The sequence below is a fragment of the Vreelandella sp. 21 genome (genome assembly GCF_050995515.1).
Lineage (GTDB): Bacteria > Pseudomonadota > Gammaproteobacteria > Pseudomonadales > Halomonadaceae > Vreelandella > Vreelandella alkaliphila.
Genome location: NZ_CP194673.1, coordinates 2,219,789 through 2,244,713, shown reverse-complemented (window position 1 = coordinate 2,244,713; position 24,925 = coordinate 2,219,789). Strand labels below are relative to the sequence as shown.

Genomic DNA, 24,925 nt, shown 5'->3' with positions numbered 1-24,925 from the left:
ACCCCACATGGATTTTTCATTACTACTGGTGATCGCCGTTGCACTTTCTGGGGCAGTATATTTGCTAGATGTGCTTTGGTTTAGACCTAAGCGGCGTGAGCGATTAGCCACTGCTGAAGCAGCTACCACGGAAGGCTTGGATGAAACAACGCGAGAGACATTGCTAAAAGAACCGTGGCCGATTGATTACTCCCGCTCTTTTTTTCCAGTTCTGCTGGTGGTGCTTGTCGTACGGAGCTTTATTGTTGAGCCGTTTCAAATTCCATCTGGATCAATGAAGCCGACGCTTGAAGTGGGTGACTTTATCTTGGTGAATAAGTTTGCCTACGGCCTGCGATTACCGGTGCTGCACAGCCGTTTTTTAGAGGTTGATGATCCTGAGCGCGGAGACGTGATGGTGTTCCGCTTTCCAGAAGAGCCGTCGGTCAACTTTATTAAACGTGTGGTAGGGTTGCCGGGCGACCGTATTCGTTATGAGGGGAAGCAACTGTATGTGAACGGTGAACCCATCAATAAAACTTTAATTGAAGAAGGTCCCGCGCTTTCGCCACAGCAACTATTATTGGAAGAGCAATTAGGTAGCATTAGCCACTATATATATAATAACCCCCGTGATCCTGGCCCCCAGATGCGTGAAGTGGTTGTTCCGGATGGGCACTATTTCACGATGGGTGATAATCGTGACCACTCCAACGATAGCCGTTATTGGGGGTTTGTTCCTGAAGATAATATTGTTGGAAGAGCATTTGCTGTTTGGATGCATTGGGACGGTGGCTTGCCTAGCTTTACCAGCGTGCGGCGTATTGAATGAAAAATAGTTTAGAAATTGTTAATGCTGTCATATTAGTTAACGTCAACGACGTAGGAGCACTGTGAGTAATTCCTTAACCGCTTTTTGCCGACGAATCGGCCATACCTTCGGTGACCCAACGCTGATGGAACTGGCCATGACCCATCGTAGCTACGGTGGTCGTAACAATGAGCGCCTGGAATTTCTGGGTGACTCTATCGTCAATTTTGTAATCGCTGAGGCGCTTTTTCAACGTTTCCCTCAGGCTAGGGAAGGACAGTTATCACGTCTTAGAGCGCGTTTGGTAAAAGGCCAGACATTGGCTGAGTTGGCTCGAGAAATGGAGTTCGGCGAATGCTTACGGCTTGGTTCAGGAGAAATGAAGAGCGGCGGGCATCGCCGCGAATCCATTTTGGCTGATGCAGTAGAAGCTGTGATTGGCGCTATTTATTTAGATGCGGGCATGGACGTAGTTCGTCAACGTGTGCTGGCATGGTACGCCGAGCGGCTTGAAAATATTTCGCTACAAGATACACAAAAAGATCCCAAAACACGTCTGCAAGAATTTTTGCAATCGCGTCAGGCAGCGTTGCCACGCTATGAAGTAGTCTCTGTAAAGGGGGAGGCGCATGCCCAGACCTTTACCGTGGAGTGCTACATTGATTTGCTAACCGAGCATACCACTGGTAAAGGTCCCAGCCGCCGCCATGCTGAACAACAGGCAGCTGAAGAAGCGCTATTCCACCTTGAAAAAACACCTGGAGACAAGTCATGAGTCAAACCTGCGGCTTCGTGGCCATCGTTGGGCGGCCCAACGTAGGCAAATCAACCCTCATGAACCGGATTCTAGGGCAAAAGATCTCTATTACTTCGCGTCGCCCTCAAACCACGCGGCATCAGGTAATGGGCATTAAGACGGTAGAAGAGACACAGTTCATCTATGTTGATACGCCTGGCATGCACATCATGTCAAAAGACCGCAATAAAGCGATCAACCGCTTTATGAATCAAGCGGCAACACAGGCGTTGCGTGATGTTGACTGTGTGGTGTTTATTATCGACCGCACCCGTTGGACGGATGAAGATCAAGCCGTGCTAAAGCGGCTTGAGCACGTGAAAGCACCGGTGATCCTAGTGGTCAACAAGGTAGATCGCTTAAACGATAAAAGTGACTTGTTACCCTGGTTAGCTGAAGTAGGTGCACGTCGTGAGTTTGCTGCGGTTGTACCTATTTCTGCCAAGCATGGCACCCAAGTGGATACGCTCGAACAGGAAGTTGCCAAATACTTACCAGAGAGCGTTCACTTTTTCCCAGAAGATCAAATCACTGACAAGAGCTTGCGCTTCATGGCGGCTGAGTTGGTGCGTGAAAAAGTCATGCGTCAGCTTGGTGATGAACTGCCGTATCAAATGACCGTGGAAATCGAAGAGTTCCGTGAAACCGAGCGTGTGACCCATATCAGTGCCTTAATTCTGGTCGAACGTCAGGGGCAAAAGGTTATCTTGATCGGTGAGAATGGCGAGCGTATTAAAAGCATTGGTCGCGAAGCCCGCCTAGATATGGAGCGTGCCTTGGGTACCAAGGTAATGCTCAATCTATGGGTAAAAGTGAAGCGCGGCTGGTCTGATGACGAGCGGGCATTAAAGAGCTTGGGCTACGATCTCGATTGAGTGCTTCCATGTCGGCAGAGCCAGCGTTTTTACTGCATCGCAGGCCTTACCGTGAAACCAGTGCGCTGGTGGATTTGTTAACCCTTAACCATGGCCGTATCCGCGCCGTTGCCCATGGAGGGCAGCGGCCAGGTTCTAAGTCGCGTCAACGGCTGCAACCCTTTACCCCTTTGTTTGTGTCTTGGCGCGGCGAGCGTGAGCTAAAGCGATTAATGCTGATGGAGTCGCGAGGCCAGACGGCACTGCTAGCCGGAGAAGGGTTGCTCTGCGGCTTATATGCCAATGAAATAGCCACGCGTCTACTGCCTTTGGAGCTTGCAGCGCCAGAGGTTTTTGCATTTTATAGCGCGCTTTTAGAAGCATTGCCAACACCGGCAAACCGCGCCTTGGCGCTGCGACGTTTTGAATGGGCGCTGTTGGAGACGCTTGAGGCAACGCCGCGTTTTTGTACCTACGATGGCGGTGCTCTCGATCCTCAAACGCGTTATCGATTTGATGCAGCAAGCCGTGCTTTTGTACCTGCTGAGCAGGGCATCGAAGGCCGCACGCTGCGCTATATTGATCAAGGCGATTGGCAGCCCGTTGGCTTAGCAAGTGCATTAAAAGCGGTTATGCGGGCAGCACTTGCGCCTCATTTGGGCGCGACTGCTTTACGTTCCCGAGAACTAATGCTCGATTTGGCCCGCCGCCGACAGCGCTAGGTGGGCATCTTGATATCACTTATTGGAGACACGTGATGCATCCTCCGAGGATTTTATTAGGCGTTAACATCGATCACATTGCGACGCTACGTCAAGCGCGCGGTACTCGTTATCCTGACCCTGTTCAAGCGGCACTGCTAGCAGAAGAAGCCGGCGCTGATGGCATCACGGTTCACCTGCGTGAAGATCGTCGCCATATTCAGCCTAGAGACGTTCGCCTATTGGCAGAAGTGCTTAATACGCGCATGAATTTAGAGATGGCTGTCACTGAAGAAATGCTAGTGCTGGCTGAGGAAATACGCCCGGCGCACGTGTGTTTAGTACCAGAAAAGCGTGAAGAGCTAACCACTGAAGGTGGTTTGGACGTTGTGGGTGGTTTTGATCATATTGCCAATGCCTGTCAACGCTTAAGCGCAGCCGGTTGCGACGTGTCTTTGTTCATCGATCCTGATAACGCACAAATTGATGCTGCCATTCGTGCAGGGGCACCAACGATTGAACTTCATACCGGAGCCTATGCAGAAGCAAAACCTGGCAGTACGGCTGCTATTGCTGAATATGAACGCCTGAGTACAGCGGCCATTCACGCTGTTTCTGCTGGCTTAGTGGTTAATGCTGGGCATGGCTTGCACTACCACAACGTTGAGGCGATTGCTGCGCTGCCGGGTGTTAATGAGCTCAATATTGGTCACGCCATTATTGCTCGAGCTCTTTTTGTCGGGTTGAAGGACGCCATTCAAGAAATGAAACGCTTGATCATTGCTGGTCAGGAAGCTGGATTAATGGCGGCGTTAGATGCTCATGAGCATGAACATGAGCATGAGCATGAACATGAGCACGAACACAAGCATGACGGTTGCTGTAGCCACTAAGATGATTGTCGGAATTGGATCGGATATCGCCCGTGTCGAGCGCTTTGCTAAGGCAGTAAAGCGTCATGGGCCACGCTTTGCCCAGCGAATTTTAGGCCCTGAAGAGCAAGCTGTGTGGCAGACAAAAGGTCATCCCGCTAGCTATTTGGCAAAGCGTTTTGCGGCGAAAGAAGCGTATGTTAAAGCGCTTGGGCTTGGCCTGAGAAGCGGTATGCAATGGGGCGATATTCAGATTCTCAATGATTCACTTGGTAAGCCAAGCCTGCAGCTAAGTGGTGAGGCGCTTCGTCTATTTCAAGCTAGCGGCGCCTCGGCTACTCATATAACGCTCAGTGATGAAGCAGATTACGCGGTGGCATTTGTGGTACTTGAACGTTAGTACTTGAACGTTAGTACTTGAGCGCTAACGGACTAGCGCTGATTCAAGGTGCTTCGCTGCTCCCTGAGGCGTTTGATGGCGGCATACAGCTTATCAAGTAAATTTTCAGCCTGTTCCAAGCCCCCGGTGCGTAAACGTGTCTCCAACGTTTCGACCGTTAGCGCGAGCTCGGGTGCTCCGCAGTAACGGCTGGCACCGTTGAGCGCATGAACATGATCGAGCAAGACCGTCAGGTTGTTTTCTTCGAAAGCGCTGCGAATTTGCTGTTCGCATTCACTTAGGCTATCGATCAGTCGCTTTAGCTGCTGTTTGGCGAACTCGGGGTTGCCGCCTGCTAGTCGCGTACCCAGCTCAAGGTCAATGACGGATAACGAGGCGGGTGTATATCCAAGAGCAGGGGCTTTTGGGGTCGCCTGTAACAGCGGACTGATTGGCAGCGTAATACCTAAGAAGCGTTGTAACTGCTGTTGCAGCTGAGTTTCATTGATAGGCTTCACCAATACGTCGTCTAAACCCTCCACAAGCCACTGCTGACGTTCATCGCTTAGCACGTGTGCGGTCACGGCAATAATTGGGCAGCGCGCCCAGCTATTATTAATGCGCCGCAAAGCCTGGGTGGTTTGAACACCGTCCATATCAGGCATACGAATATCCATTAGCACCATGTCTGCTTCGTTCTGGCGTGCGTAATCCAACGCTTCCTGGCCGCTTGCAGCTAATACAATGTTGATATGCTCATTTTCGAGCATGGCTTTTAATAGTTCGCGGTTGGGCGCATTATCGTCAACGATCAGAACCGTGAATGTTGACGAAGGAAGTGCTTTAATCGTTTGTGCGTTGGCAGAAATAGTGGTTGTGACAGGTTCTAATAGTTGTTTGAACGTGGCAACCAATTGAGTTCTGGTAAATGGTTTACACAGTATATCCCCCCCATTAGGAAGCTCCCAGTGAGGCAGTTCAAAGCTAGTGGCGTTTGCAAGGATGAGTGTTGGGCAGGGCGCTTGAGCAATTACTGACTGCCAATACGTCTTTCGCTCACCGATGAAGTCATCATGATCTAGGCTCAGCAGTAGCAGCTGTTCGTTGCCAGATTCAATAAAAGAGACGGCAGTTGCGCCCCAGCGTTCCATTAAGTGTTCCAACACATTGCGAGTGGGTAGATGGGGCTCATGTAAACGAACAATTGAGCCGTCGAGTGAGAGTTCCTGCGGCCGTTCCTTGGTCATGTCGGCAAGTAGCGGCAACGTAAATGAGAACGTCGCACCTTCTCCAGGCTCGCTATCAACTGAAATCTCTCCGCCCATTCGTTGAACTAATTGCCTGCAAATCGTCAGCCCTAAACCACTACCGCCAAATTGTCTGGAGTGACTAGGATCTGCCTGGGAAAAGGCACTAAATAGCTGCTTTTGTTGTTTATCGTTCAAGCCAATGCCTGTGTCACTAACGCTAATTCGCAGCACGACATGCTGGCCCTCCTGACTGTCCAGCATGGCACGAATGATGATTTCTCCCTTCTGGGTAAATTTCAGGGCATTGCTGGTCAAATTATTGAGGACTTGATGGATGCGTAGCGGGTCGCCGCGAAGCGTTGACGGCACATCGTCATAAACCATCGCCACTAAATGCAGTCGTTTGCGTTGAGCTTCAGGTGCATGAAGGCCAACAACTTCATCCATCAGCGACACAAGATCGATATCGACTTCTTCTAACGTCAGCCGGTCGGCTTCTAGTTTCGAGAAGTCCAACACATCATTGACTAGCATCAACAGGTTATCGCACGCACGGTGCACGTGTTCTAGCCATTCTTTCTGCCGAGCGTCGAGAGATGAGCGGCCTAATAAACGGCAAAAACCGATGATGCCATTTAAAGGGGTGCGGATTTCGTGGCTCATATTAGCCAGAAATTCGGACTTCACTGCATTCGCGCGTAGAGCGCTTCGATGAGCAAGATCGAGTTTGATATTTTGCTCTTCAATCGTCTCCATGGACTCTTGTAGTTCACTGGTCGCTTGCTCGATTTGGCTTTGCATATCATGCTGAGCTTGCCGGAAATGTTCCGCTAACCCATTGATATGTTCTGCCAGTTGCCGAAACTCAGTAGGGCGGGCAGCCACCATATAAGGCCGGTAGTCCCCCCGGGATAGGCGATAAAGCGCTTGGTTCGCCTCTTCAATTGGACGAGTAGCGTAGCGGCTGATCGCAAACGCGACTAAAAAAAGCAGCAGCCCAAGCAGCATGCCGCCTAAGCTAAGACTGGCAATGAGCTTATAGCGCTCCAGTTTAAGCGTGCGTATGTCCATTTCGGCTTCAAGCCAGCCAGTATTAGCGAGATTAGATGGTTGGCCGTAAGACGTGGTTAAAGGTACCTGTAAACGCCAAATAGCTTCATCCATGGTGAGTGTCGTAGCATTGGGGGCATTTAGGCGAGGTGGTGGAGGTATCGAATATCCCAGTACCAATAAGCGACTCCCTTGCTCGTCGAAAAGCGTCACCGCACGTAACCCTTTGTGCTCCAGAAGCTGTCTGGCAATGGCTTCTAAGCGAGGCAAGTCGCCATCTAACATGGCGTTACCCAGGCTTGGTGCCAGTAATTCACCGGCGCTAACTAAGCGCTCTTCTAGCATGTCATGGCCGGTGGTCTCGCTTTGCATCACCAACAATAGTGCCATGACGGCATAGACAAGAAGCGGAAATCCGAGTAACGCAAAGAGTAAGCGCGTGTTTAAAGACATGAGAGAAGCTCGTTGATTCAATGAGGTTGCCTGTCAAGCTAACGGCAGCACCGATATAATGCAGCATAATGGTGATGATAAGGAATGTACGATGAATTATCCGACGCTCGAAGATGTGGTTGGCAATACGCCACTGGTTCGTTTAAAGCGCATAACGGCTGGTCGTAATAACACGCTTCTAGCCAAGCTAGAAGGTAATAACCCTGCTGGTTCGGTGAAAGATCGCCCAGCACTCTCTATGTTAAGTGAAGCTGAAGCGCGGGGCGATATTGTTCCAGGCGATACGCTGGTGGAAGCAACCTCGGGTAATACGGGTATTGCGTTGGCCATGGCCGCGGCTATCAAAGGTTACAAAATGACGCTAATCATGCCTGAAAACGCTTCTGAAGAGCGTAAGCAGGCGATGGCGGCTTACGGCGCCACATTGGTGTCAGCGAGCAAAGAAGGCGGGATGGAAGAGGCGCGAGATATTGCCGATGCGATGATTGCAAGAGGCGAAGGTAAACCGCTAAACCAATTTGCCAATCCAGATAACCCGCTTGCGCACTATCGCACAACGGGGCCCGAAGTGTGGCAGCAAACCGGCGGTGAAGTGACGCATTTTGTCAGTTCAATGGGGACCACGGGCACCATCATGGGAGTGTCTCGTTATCTTAAGGAACAAAACCCAGCGATCCAAATTGTCGGTTTGCAACCGGCGGATGGTGCGAGCATCCCGGGGATTCGTCGTTGGCCAAAAGAGTACTTGCCGTCGATTTTTGAAGCACCAAGGGTCGATATTACCCTTGATATCGCTCAGCAAGAAGCAGAAGCCCACATGCGCCGCTTGGCTCGTGAAGAAGGTATTTTTGCCGGGGTGTCGTCAGGTGGCAGTTTGGCTGGAGCATTGCGTATCGCAGAACAAACTGAGAACGCGGTCATTGTCTTCATCGTTTGTGACCGAGGCGATCGCTACCTTTCCACAGGCTTATTTGCCCCGGAGTTATAGATGGCCATGCTGGGTAAGCGGCGGCCATCTCGCCCCGCCTCGGGACACTCAGGGCTAGTTCGCCAACCAAGCCGTAAAACTGAGTCAAAAGATGATATCTCGACAACGCTGGTGGTTGAGCGTTTAGCTCATGATGGTCGTGGTGTGGCGCATAATGTCGAGGGAAAAACAGTCTTTATTGATCAAGCGCTTCCCGGTGAGCATGTCGATGTAGCGATACACGTGACGCGCAAGCGGTATGACGAAGCGCATATAAAAAATCGGCTCACCTCTTCAGAACAGCGGGTTGAGCCTCCCTGTGCTTACTTTGGGCAGTGCGGAGGCTGTGATTTACAGCATCTTAATCTTACTGCACAACGCCAGCATAAGCGCGACGTTGTCACCGAGCTAATGGCGCGTCAGGGCCTTACGCTAGGTCCTATTGCTGCGTTAGATGGTAGTAGCGAGCACTACCGACGTCGCGCCCGTTTGGGGGTTAGGGTAGATGGTCAGGGGAATGTTCTACTGGGGTTTCGAGCACCCAACAGCCACCGATTAGTTGATATTGAGCAGTGCCATGTGCTGGTGCCAGCGCTGAACAAATTGATTCTTCCGTTACGGCAACTGCTGGCAACATTAGCCTCGCCCCGTCTCGTTGGCCATGTCGAATTACTGGCGACCGATGAGGCGACAGTCGTGCTAGTGCGTCAGTTAAAAGCCCATGATCAAGATAGAGCTCGCTGGCAGCAGTTTGCGGAACAGCAGCAGGTCTCGCTCGGCACTTGGTTAGGGCGGGAAACACCTGTTTTGCACTGGAATGGTGCACACGGAGGCGCTACACCCGTTCTACAAGAAGTGCTTAATCTTGATGAACTCGGAATTCAAAGAGCGAGTTCACCCACAAGTGAACACTGTTTGTCGGGTGATAAAGCATCCAGCCTAGTGACGTTACGTTTTTCACCAGGTGACTTTTTACAGGTAAATGCTGAGGTTAACCAAAAGATGGTAGCCCAGGTGGTAGCATGGTTAAAGCCAGCGCCGGGGCAACAGCTCGTAGATCTCTTTGCAGGGATTGGTAACTTCAGTTTGCCGTTAGCCGCCGCAGGAGCAAAGGTGCTTGCTGTAGAGGGCAATCCAGCGATGGTGGAGCGAATTACCGCTAACGCTGATGCTAATCTACTGGATGTGCATGCCCAGCAAGCAGACTTAAGTGACGCCAAAAAGGTGCAAATGCTATTGAGCGAGCATCAGCAAATTGATGCGATTGTGCTGGATCCGCCGCGCAGCGGCGCAGAAGCAGCTTGCCAAGTATTAGGTAGTTACAATGTACCCCGGGTGGCCTATATTTCTTGTGACCCGGCAACGCTTGCTCGCGATGCGGCACATCTTGTGCATGCAGGTTATCGCGTCAAGCAAGTAGCAGTGGCCGATATGTTTTTACACACTGCTCACCTGGAAACGCTGATGCTATTTGAATACGAGGGCTAGCCTGCCCATTGCATCAAGCCTCGGTGACGGAAAGTGGCTAGCCGTCACCCTGAAAGGATGAATGATTGTCATGGTGAAAGTGCGTGAAGACCAGCCGCTTACCGAAAGCGGAAAGGTGGACATACAGCAGTGGTTAGCGCGCCTTCAAGAGGATGTGCGCCTACGTGAACCCGAACGACTATTGCAAGCGTGCGCGCTTGCTGAACAGTTGGAGCGAGAGGCGCCGCAAACCCACCGTGTGTGGCTCTCGCCAGGTTCAAGTTTTCGAATGGGGCTGGAAATGGCCGACATTCTGGCCGAGCTCAAGCTTGATCAAGCAACCCTTGAGGCTGCCGTGCTGTATCGCGCGGTTCGCGAAGGGCTGCTGAGTATAGACGCCGTTACCAAACGGTTTGGCGAAGAGGTCGCTAAGCTGATTGATGGCGTTTTACAAATGGCGGCCATTAGCTACCCACTAGCGCCCAACCATGGTATGGGCCAGCATAATCAGCAGGAAAATCTGCGCAAAATGCTGGTTAACATGGTTGGAGATGTACGCGTTGCATTGATCAAAATTGCTGAACGCACCTGCGCCTTGCGCCAAGTAAAAGATGCGCCCCGTGAAAAGTGCTTACAAGTCGCACGTGAAGTGGCTGATATTTATGCGCCGCTTGCTCATCGACTTGGGATAGGACAAATCAAGTGGGAACTTGAAGACCTATCGTTTCGCTATCTGCATGAAGATGAGTACAAAGCGATTGCTAAGCTGCTGGCTGAAAAGCGCTTAGATCGTGATCGCTATATTCATGACGTGGTGGAAACCATCAAGAGCTTGATGGAAGCCCAGAATATTCACCACTATGACGTCGATGGGCGAGCCAAGCACATTTACTCAATCTGGCGCAAAATGAAGCGCAAACGGATTGATTTTTCCCAGGTGCACGATGTGCGCGCAGTGCGCATTCTGGTACCTGATGTGGCCGATTGTTATACCGTACTCGGAATTGTTCACTCGCGTTGGCACCATGTACCCAACGAGTTTGATGACTATATCGCCAACCCGAAGAAAAACGGTTACCAGTCACTGCATACCGCGGTGATGGGGCCAGAAAATAAGGTGTTGGAAATCCAGATTCGCACCTTTGCTATGCATGACGAAGCAGAATTAGGCGTGTGCGCACACTGGCGATATAAAGGGCATGATACCAACGCCAAAAGCCGTAGCTATGAAGAAAAGATTGCCTGGTTGCGCCAAGTGCTTGAGTGGCAGGATGAAGTGGGTGGCTTTGGCGACCTGCGTGAAGGTCTTTCCAGCGACGTTGCGCCAGACCGCATCTATGTGTTCACTCCCGATGGTCATGTCATTGACCTGCCGCGTATTGCCACACCCATCGACTTCGCCTATCGCGTGCATACCGAAATTGGTCACCGCTGCCGTGGTGCCAAGATTAACGGCCGGATAGTACCGCTTACCTATAAGTTAAAAACCGGCCAGCAGGTCGAGATTTTAACGGCCACCAAAGGCGGCCCCAGCCGCGACTGGTTAAACCCCAGTTTGGGCTATGTGCGCACCTCACGCGCGCGGGCGAAGATTCAGGCATGGTTTAAGTACCAAGCACGAGACCAGAACCTAGACGAAGGGCGGGCGCTGTTCGAGCGTGAGATGCGCCGCTTGGATGTTGAAGGGCTTGACCTTGCTAAGCTTGCTGGTGCTGTTAACTACCAAAACGCCGACGATATGTATGCGGCGCTTGGTGCGGGCGACCTGCGCATCGGCCAAGTGCTTCATCAAGCCCAGCAGTTGTTTGGTGAAACGGACGACCAAGAGCAGTTGGATCGGTTGCTGGCGAAGCCACGCCGCCAGCCAAGCAAAGCGACCAAAAGCGACATCACCGTGCTGGGGGTCGGTAACTTAAAAACCAGCATGGCGAATTGCTGTCGGCCAGTGCCAGGCGAACCGATTGTTGGCTTTATTACCCAAGGTCGCGGCGTCACCGTCCATCGCCAAGATTGCAGCAACATCCTTCAATTGCGCATGGAAGAGCCCCAGCGCATTATCGAAGTAGAGTGGGGCGAACGTGCCCACACCCGTTACCCCGTCACTATTGAAATTCAAGCCTGGGATCGCTCCGGCTTACTACGCGACGTGACAGGGCTACTAGGCAACGAGAAGGTTAATGTATTAGCTGTTAATACGCTGACAGATACTGACGAGGGGATTGCGCGACTGCGCATCACGCTGGAAGTCGACGGTCTTGAATCGTTAGGCCGTTTGTTTTCTCGTATCCAGCAGTTGCCCAACGTGACGGAAGTACGTCGTCTACGTAATGCCGACCCAGAGAAAAACGTCCGTAAAGGAGGCGCCTGATGCGTTATAGCGTAGAGGATCTGCTGACATTGATGTCGGTACTTCGCAATGCGGAACAGGGGTGTCCTTGGGATATTAAGCAAGATTGGGACAGCATCGTGCCCCATACGCTGGAAGAAGCTTACGAAGTTGCTGACGCTATTGAGCGGCGCGCTTTTGATGAATTGCCCGGCGAGTTGGGTGACCTGCTGTTCCAAGTAGTCTATTACGCCCAGTTTGGTGCTGAAGAGCAGCGCTTCGACTTTCACGACATCGTCGATACATTGACCGCAAAGATGCTGCGACGTCATCCGCATGTATTTCCTGATGGCACGCTAGCGTCACGGCGTCCACCCGGAGTGAGTGCCGAGGACGTACAAACCCAGCACGTTAATTCACGTTGGGAAGCGCTTAAGGCCGGTGAGCGTGCTGAGCGTTCACAGCAAAGCACGCCCTCTGTACTTGACGATGTTCCGCGCACGCTACCTGCGCTTAGCCGTGCCGCTAAACTCTCGAAGCGTGCCGCCAGGGTCGGGTTCGACTGGCCGGATGCCAGCGGTGTACTGGACAAAATCCGTGAAGAGCTGGCTGAAGTTGAAGAAGCCCTTGCCGAGGGTAACCAACAGCACGCTCAAGAAGAAGTCGGCGATTTGTTGTTTGCAGTGACTAATTTAGCGCGCACATTGGGTGCTGACCCCGAACAGTGCTTGCGTACCACAAATACCAAATTTGAGCGCCGCTTTCGCTACGTAGAGCGCGAGCTTGCCGCCGCTGCGCGTTCGCTAACCGACGCCTCGCTGGATGAAATGGAAACACACTGGCAAGCCGCTAAAGCACAAGAAAAAACGCTTACCCCTTAACAACTAGCTTTTAACAACTAATGCGACCCCGTAAGGAGGCCATGCCAATGAGTCACGACCTACACGAATCGCTACGTGATAACGTGCGTATTCTCGGTGATAGCCTGGGCCGTACGATTGCCGATGATTTAGGCCAGTCATTTGTTGATAAAATTGAAACGATTCGTGCCCATGCCAAGCGGGGACGGCAGGGCGATTCATTGCAGCAGCGTGAGCTTATTGAGTATCTGCGCCAGTTGCCCGAACGCGACCTGCTGCCAGTGACGCGCGCGTTTAACCAGTTTTTGAACCTTGCCAACATTGCTGAACAGCACTACCGGGCGCGCTTTCGCCGGGTGGAAGACTACAAGCCTGGTACCCAGCCAGTGCTTGGTGAACTGCTAAGCCGTGCACAGCAGGCGGGTAATTCGCCCCGTAAATTAGTAGAAACCCTGGCCAGTATGCGCGTTGAACTCGTGCTGACTGCCCACCCCACAGAAGTTATCCGCCGCACGTTGATTCAGAAATATGATGCTATCGACGAGTGCCTGACCGCGATTGAAAGCTCTGAGGACTATCCAGAGCGTGGCACTCGCGCCCAGGGGCGCCTGGAAGAGTTGATCAGTCAAGCGTGGCATACCGATGAGATTCGTCATGAGCGGCCAACCCCTGTTGATGAGGCCAAATGGGGTTTCGCGGTTATCGAAAACTCCTTATGGCAGGCAGTGCCAGACTTCCATCGCGATTTGGATAATTTATTACTCGATACTGCCGGAGAGCGTTTGCCGCTAGATGCCGCGCCTATTCGCTACGCTTCCTGGATGGGCGGTGACCGAGATGGCAATCCAAATGTCACCGCGCGGGTGACGCGAGAGGTGCTGTTATTGGGCCGCTGGATGGCCGCCGATCTCTATTTGCGCGATCTTGAGCAGCTGAAAACCGAGCTTTCCATGTGGAAAGCCAACAGCGCCCTGAAGGCAGAGGTGGGAGAAGTTGCTGAGCCTTACCGCGAGCTGCTCAAGCGTCTGCTGAATAAAATGGAAGCCACACGCGACTGGGCAAAAGCAGAGCTGGATGGCCGCAACTATGACGGCGGGCCAATTATTGAAACCCGCGACCAGCTCTACGCACCGCTGCTGGCATGTTACCGCTCGCTGTGTGATGTCGGGCTGGATACCATTGCAAACGGTGCGCTGCTTGATACCTTGCGCCGCGTGGCAGTGTTCGGTGTCACGCTGACCAAACTTGACTTGCGCCAGGAGGCCAGTCGCCATGCCCAGGTAATGGAAGAACTCACCAGTGCGTTGGGCTTGGGGCACTACCAGGACTGGAACGAAGCACAGCGCCAAGAGTTCCTGCTCGCAGAGCTTGAATCAAGCCGGCCGCTGATCCCACGCCGTTGGGAGTGCTCGGCAGAATCCCGCGAAGTGCTCGATACCTTCAAAGTGATTGCTCAAGAGCATGCTGAAGCGTTGGGTACTTATATTATCTCCATGGCTGCCGAGCCTTCGGACGTATTAACCGTTGCGTTATTGATGAAAGAGGTGGGTGGCCAAGTCACGCTACCCATCGCACCGCTGTTTGAAACCCTGAACGACCTTGACCATGCGGGCGATGTCATTGACCAATTGCTGGCGCTTCCCGGTTACCGTGCCCTGGCGAAAGACCGTCAAGAAGTCATGATTGGCTATTCAGACTCTGCTAAAGACGCCGGACAGCTTGCTGCTGCCTGGGCACAGTACCGTGCCCAAGAGTCGTTAGTCGATGTATGTGACAAGCATGGCGTAGATTTGACGCTCTTCCATGGCCGTGGCGGTACCGTTGGGCGCGGTGGAGGTCCCGCGCATGCGGCGATTCTCTCCCAGCCGCCAGGTTCAGTGAATGGCAGCCTACGGGTGACCGAGCAAGGTGAGATGATTCGCTTTAAGTTTGGTCAGCCAGATATCGCGCTGCGCTCTATGGAAATTTACGCCTGTGCGGTCATGGAAGCGACGCTCTTGCCACCGCCCGCACCGGAGCCTCAGTGGCGTGAAGAGATGGACCAACTGGCGAAAGTAGCCCATGCCGCCTATGTGGGCGTAGTGCGTGAAGACCCTGATTTTGTCCCGTATTTCCGTGCTGTCACGCCAGAAGGGGCGCTGGGTAGGCTGCCGCTCGGCTCTCGGCCAACCAAGCGTCGCCAGGATGGTGGCGTGGAAACCTTACGCGCGATTCCGTGGATTTTTGCTTGGACACAGATTCGCTTGATGTTACCTGCTTGGCTGGGCAGCGGTGAGGCGTTCTCGCGACGCCTGGAGCAACCAGGCGGCCGGGAAGTGCTGCAAGAAATGCGCAGTCAGTGGCCTTTCTTTGGCACCTATCTCGATATGTTGGAAATGCTGTTGGCCAAAGCGGACGTAGCGATTGCAGCTTACTATGAGCATCGCCTAGTCGACGAGCCTTCGCTGAAAGCATTGGGTAAGAAGCTACGTGAGCGTTTTGAGCGGCTTGAAAACGTCGTGCTGGATATCCTTCAGCAAGAGAAGCTGCTTGAAAACACCCCGCTTATTCGCCAAGCAATTGATGTGCGCAACCCTTACATCGACCCGCTTCATGGCTTGCAAGCGGAGCTTCTACAGCGTAATCGGGACGCCGATGGTGCCATTAGTGCCGATCTCTCTCGTGCGCTCATGGTGACCATGGCAGGTATTGCAGCAGGTTTACGCAATACGGGTTAAAAATAACAGTACGCCGCCACTACGTGTGGCGGCGTCGTCATCACCTTATTAGGAATTGGGGGCGTGATGATAAAGGATGCTCAGTCAGTACTGTCGTTTTGGTTTAATGAATTAACGCCAGCGCAGTGGTTTAAAAAAGATACGTCGATGGATCAGCAGATTACCCAGCGTTTCGGCCCACTGCTGACCAAAGCGGCTGCCTGTGAATGTTATGAGTGGCGCAGTACTGCTCGAGGAAGGCTGGCTGAAATTATTGTGTTGGACCAGTTTTCTCGAAATATCTACCGTGACCACCCGCAAGCCTTCGCCAGTGACGCGTTAGCTTTAGCGCTTGCACAGGAAGCGGTTGCTTTAGCAGCGGATAACGAACTGGCTCCCGTCGAGCGTAGTTTTTTATACATGCCTTATATGCACAGTGAGTCTGCCGCTATTCATGAGGTGGCAATGCAGCTGTTTGATCAACCTGGATTAGAGAATAACTTGGATTTCGAGATTCGCCACAAAGCGATCATTGACCGCTTTGGTCGTTATCCCCACCGCAACGAAGTGTTGGGCCGGGTATCTACGCCAGCCGAAATAGAGTTTCTTAAACAACCTGGGTCCGGCTTCTAGTTAGGCTTTTAACATTAGCTTTTGAATTTTGCTTAACCACTTCACCACACTTTTGCCTATGGCGTTTTATGTCGTTACGAAAATCTACCCGCATCAATAAATACATCAGCGAAAGCGGTTTGTGTTCTCGCCGAGAGGCTGACCGCTATGTTGAACAAGGCAACGTTTGGATTAATGGGCGTCGGGCAACGACAGGCGATCAAGTGGTGCCGGGTGATCGGGTTAAGGTCAACGGTCAGGAGATAGAGCCTCAGGAAGAAGAGGATTTGGTGCTTATTGCGCTGAATAAGCCAGTGGGGATTGTCAGTACCACCGAATCCAGCGAAAAAGATAATATTGTTGAATTCGTGAAACATGGCACGCGCATCTTTCCCATCGGGCGTCTCGATAAAGACTCACAGGGGCTGATCTTTCTAACCAATAATGGCGACCTGGTTAATAAAATCCTGCGCGCTAATAATAATCATGAAAAAGAGTATGTGGTTACGGTCAATAAGCCGATTACCGATGAGTTTGTAGCAGGCATGCAGAAGGGGGTACCGATCCTTGGGCAGGTGACTAAAAAGTGTAAAGTGACCAAGTCGTCGACGTTTGTGTTCACTATTACGCTGGTGCAAGGGTTGAACCGCCAGATTCGCCGTATGTGCGAGTACTTTGGCTACGAGGTCACCCAGCTTGTTCGCACACGAATAATGAATGTTTCCCTGCAAGGTTTGGCTCTAGGTGATTGGCGGGATTTAACCCCTAAAGAGATTGATACGATTGTCGCGCTGACAGAACGCTCTGAGGCAGTTCCTGACAAGAGCCAGACGGCACGGCCTGATTACAATTCGGGGGCAGGCTCTAACAAACCTAAAAAAACAGCCACCAAGGGGAAGCAGAAACAGGGGAGGCAGAAACAGGGGCACCAGAAGCCGGCTAGGCCAGGAGCTAAAGCGGTTGGCAGCAAACCGCCACCTAAGGGCAAAAAAGCTGCCAGCGGAAAAGCGCGTATTGGCCCGAAGGCTAGTGCATCGGGTAAGCCACACCCTAAGGCCAAAGCTGCTGGCGCGGGTAAGCCTAGCGTAAAAGGTAAGGCCGGGGCTAAGCCAGTTGGTAAAGGCCGTGTTGGTCGGGCGAAAGGGAAGCGTTAGGTAAAAATAGAAAGGCGGGCAGCCCTGGGTGCCCGCCTTTAGCGCCTAACCTATTGCATACCTACAAGCTGATGGATCAGGCAAATAAGAAGTTAGCAATTAGTTCTTTGCCACCTTCTGTGGCAAACGATTCGGGGTGAAACTGAATGCCGTGAATGGGGTAATCACGGTGCTTAACGCCCATCAATTCAAACTCACCCACTGTTTGCCAGTGGCTGCGTTGCTCAAATTTTTCAGCACCTAGCGCGCCCACTGTTGCGGTCACTTCCAGGCAGTCGGGCAGGGTGAACGCGTCGGCAATCAATGAGTGATAGCGCATCACCTCAAGCTGGTCGGGTACGCCATTAAATACCGAGCGATTGTTGTGGTTGATCGGACTGATTTTGCCGTGCATCGGTAAAGGCGCTTTTACCACCTTGCCGCCAAAAACGTGAACAATGCCCTGCATGCCCAGGCAAACGCCCAACAATGGTGTGGTTTTGCCGAGTTTCTCGATAACGTCGGCACAGACGCCAAAGTAACGCGGATCATCCGGCGAGCCTGGACCAGGAGAGATTATAATCCGATCAGGCGCCATGGCTTCTATCGTTTTTAAGTCGATTTGGTTGTTGCGCTTAACAATAATCTCGAAATGGGGCAGCTCGCCGCGGTTCTTCTGCGTGGTTAAAATCTCACCAATAAACTGATACAGGTTATAGGTGAAGGAGTCGTAGTTATCGATAATTAGCACCTTCATGCTTGGCTCTCCATGTCCATATCCGCGCTCATAAAAGGGGCAAGGGCTTTACGGGTGCCAGCAAATTTGCGGCGAATTTCTTCGTATTCATCCTCGGCGTTGCTATCAAACACGTTGCCGCCACAGGTTTGCACGTAAGCGCTTTCACCGTTTACAAAGACCGTACGAATGGGAATCGCGAAGGTGCAGTCGCCATTAAAAGAGAATTGGCCAACCGCGCCGCCATAAGGGCCACGACCGTCAATTTCTAAATCATCAATGATTTTCATTGCTTCGATTTTTGGCGCGCCCGTCAGCGTACCCGCAGGGAAGTTGCTGGCAAGGGATGTAAACATATCTTCGCCCTCGGCAATAATGCCAACAATTTCACTGGAGATATGCTGCACGTGGCTAAAGCGTTTGATGTCCATCAGGCTTCGTACTTTCACCGTGCCAAATTGCGCCACCCGGCCAATATCATTGCGATGCAAATCCACAATCATATTATGCTCGGCAATCTCTTTGGGGTCGTTGAGTAGCGCGCGGGCTAACTGCGTGTCTTCTTGCGGGGTTTTGCCACGAGTGGTAGTGCCTGCCAGCGGGAAGGTCTCCATCTCGCCCTGGCGGAGCCTGAACAGAAGCTCGGGGCTTGCGCCAATCAGCTTTTGCTCGCCGAATTTCACGTAGTACATCTGTGGCGATGGGTTAATGGTGCGCAACTGATCGTAGAGCGCTAGCGTATCGCCTTTAATGCTAAAGCGCTTTTTAAAGCCGACTTCGCACTGGAAAACCTTACCGTCGATGATGTCCTGCTTCACCTTGGCCACCGCTTCGGCGTGCTCTTCGCGGCTCATGGTGTCGCCCAGCGCAGTGATGTGTAATGAGCCTGGAGGGATATCTTCAGCGTCGATCAAGGTTTGCAGAAACTCGTAGCGACTGTTGTCGTAATAAAAATAGGTCACTTCCCCGGTCATTTTGTCAAGGATCAAACCATCTTTATAAAGGCCAAATCGAAACGTGTCGAAATCGTCGCTAGCTTTCAACGATAACGAAGGCTCAAAGTATTGCATAGCGTCATAACCAAGATAACCACTTAGTCCGCCTGCATACTTACGAGAAATAATATTCTGCGGAATCAAGCTGCGTAGCAACTCATAAGGGTTATCGCTTGGATAGTGGTTTGCATTACCGTCACGATCTTCAATAGTTAATGTGCCGCCATTGGCGTAAAGCGTGTACTCAGGATCAAAGCCAATAATCGAGTGGCGCGCCATATGGCTATCTTCGCCTAGTGATTCCAACATATAGCAGGTATCAAATTGGCGTTCAATTTTTTGAAACAGAGCAAAAAAGTCACAGTCCGCCGCCAGGGTGACGTAGTGAGGCTTGCGCGACAGCGTAAAAGGCTGCGGGCCTGATGAAGCAGGCGTAGTCGTCGTCATGATTAATCGGTCCGTGAAGTGGGTGACGGTAGTGATGAAGGTAACGTTGAAGAGGGTAATGTGGTTAAAGCGCGCGAACCGCGGGATACCGTGGCAATACCGACGCCCAGGATTTCAGCGATTTTGCGGTGGGGGACTCCTTCACGCAAAAGCTTAAAAATCTGTAGGCGTTTGCAGATTTCTTGGTACTCTGCGGGCGTTAACAAGCTGGCGAGTGCCTCGTCCATTGCTTCTGGCGAATCAATGGCAAGTAAATAGCGTACTAAATCAGCCTGATGGTCATCATCAAATGACATAAAGTGAGTTCACCGTATTGCCACAAAATTAAGGAAATAAGTTGCTGTACTAGCGTACTAGTACGGTATCCTATTACGCAATGAAGTCAAGCCATTCGTGTTAATTTGAGGAAGCCCGATGACCGACTATTTTATTCAAGCGTTTATCTATCTCATTGCAGCGGTAATCGCTGTCCCCCTTGCCAAGCGGTTTGGACTTGGTTCGGTGCTCGGTTATTTGGTAGCTGGGGTGGTGATAGGCCCAATGCTGGGATTAGTCGGCCAGGAAACCACCACGATTCAGCACTTCGCCGAGTTTGGTGTGGTGATGATGCTGTTTTTAGTCGGTATGGAGCTCGACCCAAAAGGGTTGTGGGCCATGCGGGTAAGCCTGATAGGGATGGGTGGTTTACAGGTGCTGATAACAGCCGCTGCAGGTACCGCTGTTGCTTGGTGGCTGGGACTTGCTTGGCAAACATCCTTGGCCATCGGTTTGATTTTCGCGCTTTCCTCAACGGCGATTGTGCTACAAACCCTAAACGAAAAAGGACTCACGAAAACTGAAGGCGGGCGTAGCGCGTTTTCGGTGCTGCTATTTCAAGACATCGCGGTGATCCTGATGTTGGCGTTGATCCCACTATTGGCGCTCCCTGAACTAATGGGAGAAGGTGGTAGTTATGCTGAACATAGCAGCCTTAGCCTTGTCGAGGGTATGCCAGCATGGCTCCACGGGCTGGTGGTGGTTGGGGCTATCGGGATCGTAATTATTAGTGGGCATTACCTTGGGCCAGTACTGTTTCGCTATGTGGTTTCCTCTGGCTTGAGAGAGGTATTTACAGCTGCCGCTTTAATGCTGGTCATTGGCATCGCTGCGCTGATGGGGGTTGTCAATTTGTCTCCAGCGCTTGGCGCGTTTTTAGCCGGTATCGTACTCGCTAACAGCGAATTCAAGCACGAAATCGAGGCCAACATCGAACCGTTTAAAGGGCTTTTGCTCGGTCTGTTTTTTATCACGGTTGGGGCTGGTATCGACTTTCAGGTACTCACGTCACAGTGGCCAGCTGTGCTGGTATTAGTGCTTGGTGTTATTGTTGTAAAGGGCATTATCCTGTTCGGGCTAGCCATGTTGTTCCGGGTCCGCGATAGCAATGGCTGGTTGTTTACGTTAAGCCTTGCTCAGGCGGGGGAATTCGGATTTGTGCTGTTAACTTACAGCGTGCAGAGCAACGTTATTCCTGTTGATGTATCGCAATTACTTTCGCTTGTTGTCGCGTTTTCCATGTTTGCGACGCCGCTATTGTTTATTGCCTACGACCGCTTAGTGTTGCCGCGCTACCAAACAGCTAAAAATGATACGCGCGATGCCGATAAGATCGAAGAGCAAGCGCCGGTGATTATCGCCGGTGTCGGTCGTTTTGGGCAGGTTGTATGTCGCTTGTTGCGCGCCAATAACATTCCCATCGTGGCTTTGGATCTCGAAATTGAGCAAATTGAACTCCTCCGCCATATTCGGATTAAAAGCTACTTTGGCGATGCTAGTCGCTCAGATCTTCTAGAAACCGCGGGTATTGCGCATGCGCGAGTGATGGTAGTGGCGATTGATGATCGCGATCGTGCTGTTGATATGGTGAAGCACGTCAAGCATTACTATCCCAACGTTTGGGTATTGGCGCGTGCATTTGACCGTGGCCATGGGTATCAGCTTCGCGAAGCAGGGGCTGACGATATAACCAGAGAGGTTTATCACTCTGCGCTGGAGCTAGGCGGCCATACGTTAACGGCTATGGGTGTGCATCCTATGCGTGCCAAGCAGATGATCGACTCGTTTGAGCAACACGAAAATGCTCATGAAGATGAGCTGTTTGAAGCCTGGAAAGAGATTGAGGAGGGTATTAGCTTTAGCCCGCGTTACGGCGAACTGTTTATGAAGCTGGAAGAGGCGCTGAGTAGGTCAATGCGGCACGGTTGGGATGAGTCAAATCAAGCTGAAGAACCCGTATGGACGTCGCCTGAACAGGCATCCGAAGAAAACCGCTAAAACGGCAGGTGCAGGGAAGCGCTTAACATATTGAGGTGGCTGAGGGTCGGGGCATCGATGCGTTCGTACTCTACGCGGCTCACTAAGCGATTGATGGTCATGGTGGCACCAAAGCCTTGCAGGAAGGCGGTGCCGCCGTCGTCGGCCAGTGGTTGATCGGTTTCGCCACGCCACTCGGTGAGGCCAGACTTAGCGTAAACGCTGAAGGCGCCCATTCGCACGCCTGCGACGATCGCTCCGCCTAAGCTGAGAGTATCCATGATGAGGGGGTCAGCACTGGAGGTGATGGGAACTTCTTCACTTTCGCGGTAGGCAATTTCAGCACCAATATCCAACTGTGGTAATTGCCATGGGCTAAAGCCGGCCGAAAAGCGGAAACCTGTTGTGTAGCTATCGAGGCTGCTTAAGTCACTGCCTTCTAAAACGACACCGTTGCGCAGGGCCATAAACTCGCTGTTCGGAGACGCATAGGCGAGGTCGGTATCTCCGCCGCTGGCTAAACAGCCCATAAATGGCAGCATGGAACCAGCAAAACTACAAAACAGGGTGCTTGCCAAGCGTTTCATTGGCGTTCCTCGTGTCCCTGACTAAGGAAGTTATCTTAATCAGCCTAGCAACGGGCGCTGATTTCTACCACATTAATTGCGTTATTTGATAAGTTTGCTAGCAGATTTTTACCCATTTTCAAAAAGCGCTCGCCAAATACCCATTGCGGAGAAAGCACGGCGACGGTATTCGTTTGCTCTTTTTGTCGCTGCCGCTGACGCCACTCAAGCGCAGTGCTGCTCCAATCTTCACTGTGCTGGAGCTGAAAGCCGTTTGCTGCCAGCAAGTCAGTCAGTTCAGTCATCGAAAGTAAGTGTGAATGCTCTGGCGATGCTGCCCAAGGAACCGGGTAGCGTAATTCGGCAAAGTTTTTACCACTAACGACTTCATGCATGACAAGCTTGCCGCCTGGGCGGAGCACACGTCGGCTTTCGGCAATAACGCGGGCGGGGTCGGGCATGTTCATTAGGCTGTGCTGAAATAGCACGGCATCAAATGTGTTCTCCGGAAAGGGTAATTCACAGGCATCTCCGGTAACCCAGCTAAGTGACGAATTTGCCGGAGAAGCCGATAAGTTAGTCAGTGCCTGATTAAGTACGTTAAAGCGGTGGGTGATATCTAAACCGGTAAGTTGAAAACCTAGCGCTGCCCCTTGACGCATTAATCCGCCTAAGCCTGAGCCTATATCAAGCACCTTTGTATGTTGTGAAGGATCAAGTAGGTTAAGCAGCTTTTTAGAGGCGGCAATACCACCGATATGTAGCTGGTCTAGCGGGGCAAGTTGGTGAAGCGTTGGGCCATCGGGGTAATGGGTGTGAATTTGTCTAAGGATAGCGTCATCGCGTAACCCTTGGTGGTAATGCTCTGCTAGCTGCTGTTGAGTGGACATGTTGGTGTCTCAATACCTTACAAAAATTAACGCCGACCACGGGCCGGCGTTAATTAAAGGGTTATTTTTGATCCTCAAGCCCAAGCTCTTGGATAGAAATTTCGCGCATTTTAAATTTCTGAATTTTACCGGTTACCGTCATCGGGAACTCATCAACAAATTTAAAGTAGCGAGGAATCTTAAAGTGAGTGATTTTGCCTTTGCAGTACTCGCGCAGGTCTTCTCCAGTGACTTCTCCTGCGCTGCTGTTGAGTTTCACCCAAGCAATTAACTCTTCGCCATACTTCTTATCCGGAACACCGGTGACCTGTACTTCTGAAATCGCAGGGTGGGCGTATAAAAACTCCTCGATCTCTTTAGGGTATACATTCTCACCGCCGCGAATCACCATGTCTTTAATGCGGCCAACGATCTGGATGTAGCCTTCCTCGTCCATCGTGGCAAGATCGCCCGTATGCATCCAACCGGCTTCATCAATGGCTTCAGCCGTGGCTTTGTCATTGTTCCAGTACTTTAGCATCACACTGTAGCCACGGGTGCATAACTCGCCAATTTCACCACGGGGCAGAATGCCGCCGTTGCCAGGATCGACGATCTTGCTTTCCAGGTGGGGTTGGGTGCGGCCAACGGTGGAAACGCGCTTATCAATGGTGTCGTTAGCGCCGGTTTGGGTGGAAACCGGGCTGGTTTCTGTCATGCCGTAGGCGATCTGTACGCCTTTCATGTTCATCTTTTCGATGACCTGCTTCATGATTTCAGCAGGACAAATAGAACCCGCCATAATGCCGGTGCGCAGCGTGGAAAAATCAGTAGTGGCAAAGTCGGGGTGCTCTAGTTCGGCGATGAACATAGTGGGTACGCCGTAAAGCGCGGTGGCTTTTTGTTCGTGTACCGCTTTTAGCACTTTACCGGGGTCGAACCCTTCATCCGGATAAATCATCGCCGCGCCATGGGTCATGCAGCCCAGGTTACCCATCACCATGCCGAAGCAGTGGTAGAGCGGTACGGGGATGATCAAGCGGTCTTCGCTGGTAAAGCCCATGCTTTCGGCAACAAAGAAGCCATTGTTGAGGATGTTGTGGTGAGAGAGCGTCGCGCCTTTCGGAAAGCCCGTTGTGCCCGAGGTGTACTGAATATTGATCGGGTCATCAAACTGTAGCGTGGCCTGCAGGTCATCAACATCCGTCTGGCTGACCTTGTTGGCTTCGTTAATGAAGTCTTCCCAGCGCCACATGCCACTATGTTTTTCAGTACTCAGATTAATGATGCACTCAAGATCAGGCAGCTTTTGTGATTTTAGCTGACCCTCTGCGCTGCTGTTTAGTTCAGGCGCGAGCTCAAACAGCATGGCGGTGTAATCAGAGCTTTTGAATTGATTGGCAGTGACTAAAAAGCGCGCACCGGATTGATTAAGCGCGTAGTCCAGCTCATGAGTACGATAAGAGGGGTTAATGTTGACTAAAATCGCGCCAATCTTGGCGGTGGCAAACTGGGTTAGGGTCCATTCGCAGCAGTTTGGTGCCCAGATGGCAACCCGGTCGCTTTTTTTTACGCCAATGGCCAGCAACGCACGTGCGCAACGGTTAACTTCTTCCTGAAGCTGGCGGTAGCTCCAATGAATGTTCTGATGAAGGGCGATTAGCGCGTCGTTGTCGGGATACTGTGCGGCGATTTGATCAAATTTATCGCCAATGGTCATGCCCAGCAGCGGCTTATCTGCGGTGCTGCTGGTGTAGCTAGGTAGGGTGTGTGCAGGTGATGCCATGGGTGTCTCTCCGAACTGTTTTTTTTGT

At 51.8% G+C, this 24,925-nt stretch carries 21 protein-coding genes; 14 read left to right on the top strand and 7 right to left on the bottom strand.

The genetic code is table 11. From position 1 onward, the window contains the following. The first annotated feature begins 7 nt into the window (after positions 1-7). From lepB to acpS, 6 genes are all read left to right on the top strand, one after another. Positions 8-811, top strand: a complete 804-nt coding sequence (gene lepB, locus ACN06F_RS10545; protein ID WP_038485188.1) for a signal peptidase I — start codon at positions 8-10, stop codon at positions 809-811. Between the two features lie 61 nt (positions 812-872). Beyond that, positions 873-1,565, top strand: a complete 693-nt coding sequence (rnc, locus tag ACN06F_RS10540) for a ribonuclease III (RefSeq protein ID WP_009722084.1) — start codon at positions 873-875, stop codon at positions 1,563-1,565. Further along, complete coding sequence (gene era / locus ACN06F_RS10535) at positions 1,562-2,461, top strand: GTPase Era (RefSeq protein ID WP_433923880.1); 900 nt, start codon at positions 1,562-1,564, stop codon at positions 2,459-2,461. Before rnc ends, era begins: the two co-directional genes overlap by 4 nt. 8 nt (positions 2,462-2,469) lie before the next feature. Next, a complete protein-coding gene (gene recO, locus ACN06F_RS10530; RefSeq protein ID WP_038485182.1) occupies positions 2,470-3,162 on the top strand; it encodes a DNA repair protein RecO in 693 nt (230 codons plus the stop codon). 35 nt (positions 3,163-3,197) lie between these two features. Then, a complete protein-coding gene (gene pdxJ / locus ACN06F_RS10525; protein WP_433923879.1) occupies positions 3,198-4,034 on the top strand; it encodes a pyridoxine 5'-phosphate synthase in 837 nt (278 codons plus the stop codon). 1 nt (position 4,035) lies between these two features. Beyond that, the gene (acpS, locus tag ACN06F_RS10520; RefSeq protein ID WP_038486891.1) at positions 4,036-4,413 is read left to right on the top strand and encodes a holo-ACP synthase; all 378 of its coding nucleotides are present in this window, start codon (positions 4,036-4,038) and stop codon (positions 4,411-4,413) included. A 32-nt stretch (positions 4,414-4,445) separates the two neighbouring features. On the opposite strand, the gene ACN06F_RS10515 is transcribed toward acpS, so the two are convergent. Then, positions 4,446-7,145 (bottom strand): ATP-binding protein, encoded by a 2,700-nt coding sequence (locus tag ACN06F_RS10515; RefSeq protein ID WP_253485471.1) that lies wholly within the window; start codon positions 7,143-7,145, stop codon positions 4,446-4,448. 91 nt (positions 7,146-7,236) lie between these two features. On the opposite strand from ACN06F_RS10515, the gene cysM reads away from it, so the two are divergent. The 7 genes from cysM (at position 7,237) to rluF (ending at position 17,227) form a co-directional block, all read left to right on the top strand. Next, positions 7,237-8,133: a cysteine synthase CysM gene (gene cysM, locus ACN06F_RS10510; protein WP_089037860.1), complete on the top strand. Its 897-nt coding sequence runs from the start codon at positions 7,237-7,239 to the stop codon at positions 8,131-8,133. Then, on the top strand, positions 8,134-9,600 hold the full coding sequence (locus tag ACN06F_RS10505; protein ID WP_038485171.1) for a 23S rRNA (uracil(1939)-C(5))-methyltransferase: 1,467 nt from the start codon (positions 8,134-8,136) through the stop codon (positions 9,598-9,600). A gap of 70 nt (positions 9,601-9,670) precedes the next feature. Continuing rightward, positions 9,671-11,947 (top strand): GTP diphosphokinase, encoded by a 2,277-nt coding sequence (gene relA / locus ACN06F_RS10500; protein ID WP_198349102.1) that lies wholly within the window; start codon positions 9,671-9,673, stop codon positions 11,945-11,947. Further along, a complete protein-coding gene (gene mazG / locus ACN06F_RS10495) occupies positions 11,947-12,786 on the top strand; it encodes a nucleoside triphosphate pyrophosphohydrolase (RefSeq protein ID WP_038485168.1) in 840 nt (279 codons plus the stop codon). Before relA ends, mazG begins: the two co-directional genes overlap by 1 nt. 47 nt (positions 12,787-12,833) lie before the next feature. Beyond that, a complete protein-coding gene (ppc, locus tag ACN06F_RS10490; RefSeq protein ID WP_038485165.1) occupies positions 12,834-15,482 on the top strand; it encodes a phosphoenolpyruvate carboxylase in 2,649 nt (882 codons plus the stop codon). A gap of 66 nt (positions 15,483-15,548) precedes the next feature. Further along, positions 15,549-16,094 (top strand): DUF924 family protein, encoded by a 546-nt coding sequence (locus tag ACN06F_RS10485; RefSeq protein WP_198349269.1) that lies wholly within the window; start codon positions 15,549-15,551, stop codon positions 16,092-16,094. A gap of 68 nt (positions 16,095-16,162) precedes the next feature. After that, a complete protein-coding gene (gene rluF / locus ACN06F_RS10480) occupies positions 16,163-17,227 on the top strand; it encodes a 23S rRNA pseudouridine(2604) synthase RluF (RefSeq protein ID WP_253485467.1) in 1,065 nt (354 codons plus the stop codon). Positions 17,228-17,303: 76 nt separating this feature from the next. Here rluF and ACN06F_RS10475 read toward each other — a convergent pair whose 3' ends face one another. Genes ACN06F_RS10475 through ACN06F_RS10465 form a run of 3 tightly spaced genes read right to left on the bottom strand, consistent with a single transcriptional unit; the run spans position 17,304 to position 19,680 of the window. Beyond that, positions 17,304-17,963 carry an anthranilate synthase component II gene (locus ACN06F_RS10475; protein ID WP_433923878.1) on the bottom strand — a complete coding sequence of 220 codons (660 nt, stop codon included), beginning with the start codon at positions 17,961-17,963 and terminating at the stop codon, positions 17,304-17,306. Further along, positions 17,960-19,384, bottom strand: a complete 1,425-nt coding sequence (locus ACN06F_RS10470) for an anthranilate synthase component I family protein (RefSeq protein WP_038485155.1) — start codon at positions 19,382-19,384, stop codon at positions 17,960-17,962. Before ACN06F_RS10470 ends, ACN06F_RS10475 begins: the two co-directional genes overlap by 4 nt. 2 nt (positions 19,385-19,386) lie before the next feature. Next, positions 19,387-19,680, bottom strand: a complete 294-nt coding sequence (locus ACN06F_RS10465) for a Trp family transcriptional regulator (RefSeq protein ID WP_038485152.1) — start codon at positions 19,678-19,680, stop codon at positions 19,387-19,389. 118 nt (positions 19,681-19,798) lie between these two features. Here ACN06F_RS10465 and ACN06F_RS10460 point away from each other — a divergent pair, with 118 nt between their 5' ends. Next, positions 19,799-21,697 carry a monovalent cation:proton antiporter-2 (CPA2) family protein gene (locus tag ACN06F_RS10460; RefSeq protein ID WP_198349098.1) on the top strand — a complete coding sequence of 633 codons (1,899 nt, stop codon included), beginning with the start codon at positions 19,799-19,801 and terminating at the stop codon, positions 21,695-21,697. Here ACN06F_RS10460 and ACN06F_RS10455 read toward each other — a convergent pair. The 3 genes from ACN06F_RS10455 to ACN06F_RS10445 all read right to left on the bottom strand — a co-directional run bounded on the left by ACN06F_RS10455 (position 21,694) and on the right by ACN06F_RS10445 (position 24,897). Further along, a complete protein-coding gene (locus ACN06F_RS10455) occupies positions 21,694-22,263 on the bottom strand; it encodes a hypothetical protein (protein ID WP_095603111.1) in 570 nt (189 codons plus the stop codon). The genes ACN06F_RS10460 and ACN06F_RS10455 overlap by 4 nt on opposite strands. Positions 22,264-22,307: 44 nt before the next feature. Then, positions 22,308-23,132: a class I SAM-dependent methyltransferase gene (locus ACN06F_RS10450; protein WP_433923877.1), complete on the bottom strand. Its 825-nt coding sequence runs from the start codon at positions 23,130-23,132 to the stop codon at positions 22,308-22,310. 61 nt (positions 23,133-23,193) lie between these two features. Continuing rightward, positions 23,194-24,897, bottom strand: coding sequence for an AMP-binding protein (locus ACN06F_RS10445; RefSeq protein ID WP_433923876.1), 1,704 nt, complete (start codon positions 24,895-24,897; stop codon positions 23,194-23,196). Positions 24,898-24,925: the final 28 nt, after the last annotated feature.

Excerpts from the sequence above, each read along its gene's own strand:
- ACN06F_RS10455 (WP_095603111.1), bottom strand. The coding sequence starts at position 22,263 with ATGAAACGCTTGGCAAGCACCCTGTTTTGTAGTTTTGCTGGTTCCATG.
- ACN06F_RS10470 (WP_038485155.1), bottom strand. The coding sequence starts at position 19,384 with ATGACGACGACTACGCCTGCTTCATCAGGCCCGCAGCCTTTTACGCTG.
- pdxJ (WP_433923879.1), top strand. The coding sequence starts at position 3,198 with ATGCATCCTCCGAGGATTTTATTAGGCGTTAACATCGATCACATTGCG.
- lepB (WP_038485188.1), top strand. The coding sequence starts at position 8 with ATGGATTTTTCATTACTACTGGTGATCGCCGTTGCACTTTCTGGGGCA.
- acpS (WP_038486891.1), top strand. The coding sequence starts at position 4,036 with ATGATTGTCGGAATTGGATCGGATATCGCCCGTGTCGAGCGCTTTGCT.
- ppc (WP_038485165.1), top strand. The coding sequence starts at position 12,834 with ATGAGTCACGACCTACACGAATCGCTACGTGATAACGTGCGTATTCTC.
- ACN06F_RS10485 (WP_198349269.1), top strand. The coding sequence starts at position 15,549 with ATGATAAAGGATGCTCAGTCAGTACTGTCGTTTTGGTTTAATGAATTA.
- rluF (WP_253485467.1), top strand. The coding sequence starts at position 16,163 with ATGTCGTTACGAAAATCTACCCGCATCAATAAATACATCAGCGAAAGC.
- ACN06F_RS10515 (WP_253485471.1), bottom strand. The coding sequence starts at position 7,145 with ATGTCTTTAAACACGCGCTTACTCTTTGCGTTACTCGGATTTCCGCTT.
- ACN06F_RS10445 (WP_433923876.1), bottom strand. The coding sequence starts at position 24,897 with ATGGCATCACCTGCACACACCCTACCTAGCTACACCAGCAGCACCGCA.
- era (WP_433923880.1), top strand. The coding sequence starts at position 1,562 with ATGAGTCAAACCTGCGGCTTCGTGGCCATCGTTGGGCGGCCCAACGTA.
- ACN06F_RS10460 (WP_198349098.1), top strand. The coding sequence starts at position 19,799 with ATGACCGACTATTTTATTCAAGCGTTTATCTATCTCATTGCAGCGGTA.
- ACN06F_RS10465 (WP_038485152.1), bottom strand. The coding sequence starts at position 19,680 with ATGTCATTTGATGATGACCATCAGGCTGATTTAGTACGCTATTTACTT.
- mazG (WP_038485168.1), top strand. The coding sequence starts at position 11,947 with ATGCGTTATAGCGTAGAGGATCTGCTGACATTGATGTCGGTACTTCGC.
- recO (WP_038485182.1), top strand. The coding sequence starts at position 2,470 with ATGTCGGCAGAGCCAGCGTTTTTACTGCATCGCAGGCCTTACCGTGAA.
- ACN06F_RS10450 (WP_433923877.1), bottom strand. The coding sequence starts at position 23,132 with ATGTCCACTCAACAGCAGCTAGCAGAGCATTACCACCAAGGGTTACGC.
- cysM (WP_089037860.1), top strand. The coding sequence starts at position 7,237 with ATGAATTATCCGACGCTCGAAGATGTGGTTGGCAATACGCCACTGGTT.
- ACN06F_RS10475 (WP_433923878.1), bottom strand. The coding sequence starts at position 17,963 with ATGAAGGTGCTAATTATCGATAACTACGACTCCTTCACCTATAACCTG.
- relA (WP_198349102.1), top strand. The coding sequence starts at position 9,671 with ATGGTGAAAGTGCGTGAAGACCAGCCGCTTACCGAAAGCGGAAAGGTG.
- ACN06F_RS10505 (WP_038485171.1), top strand. The coding sequence starts at position 8,134 with ATGGCCATGCTGGGTAAGCGGCGGCCATCTCGCCCCGCCTCGGGACAC.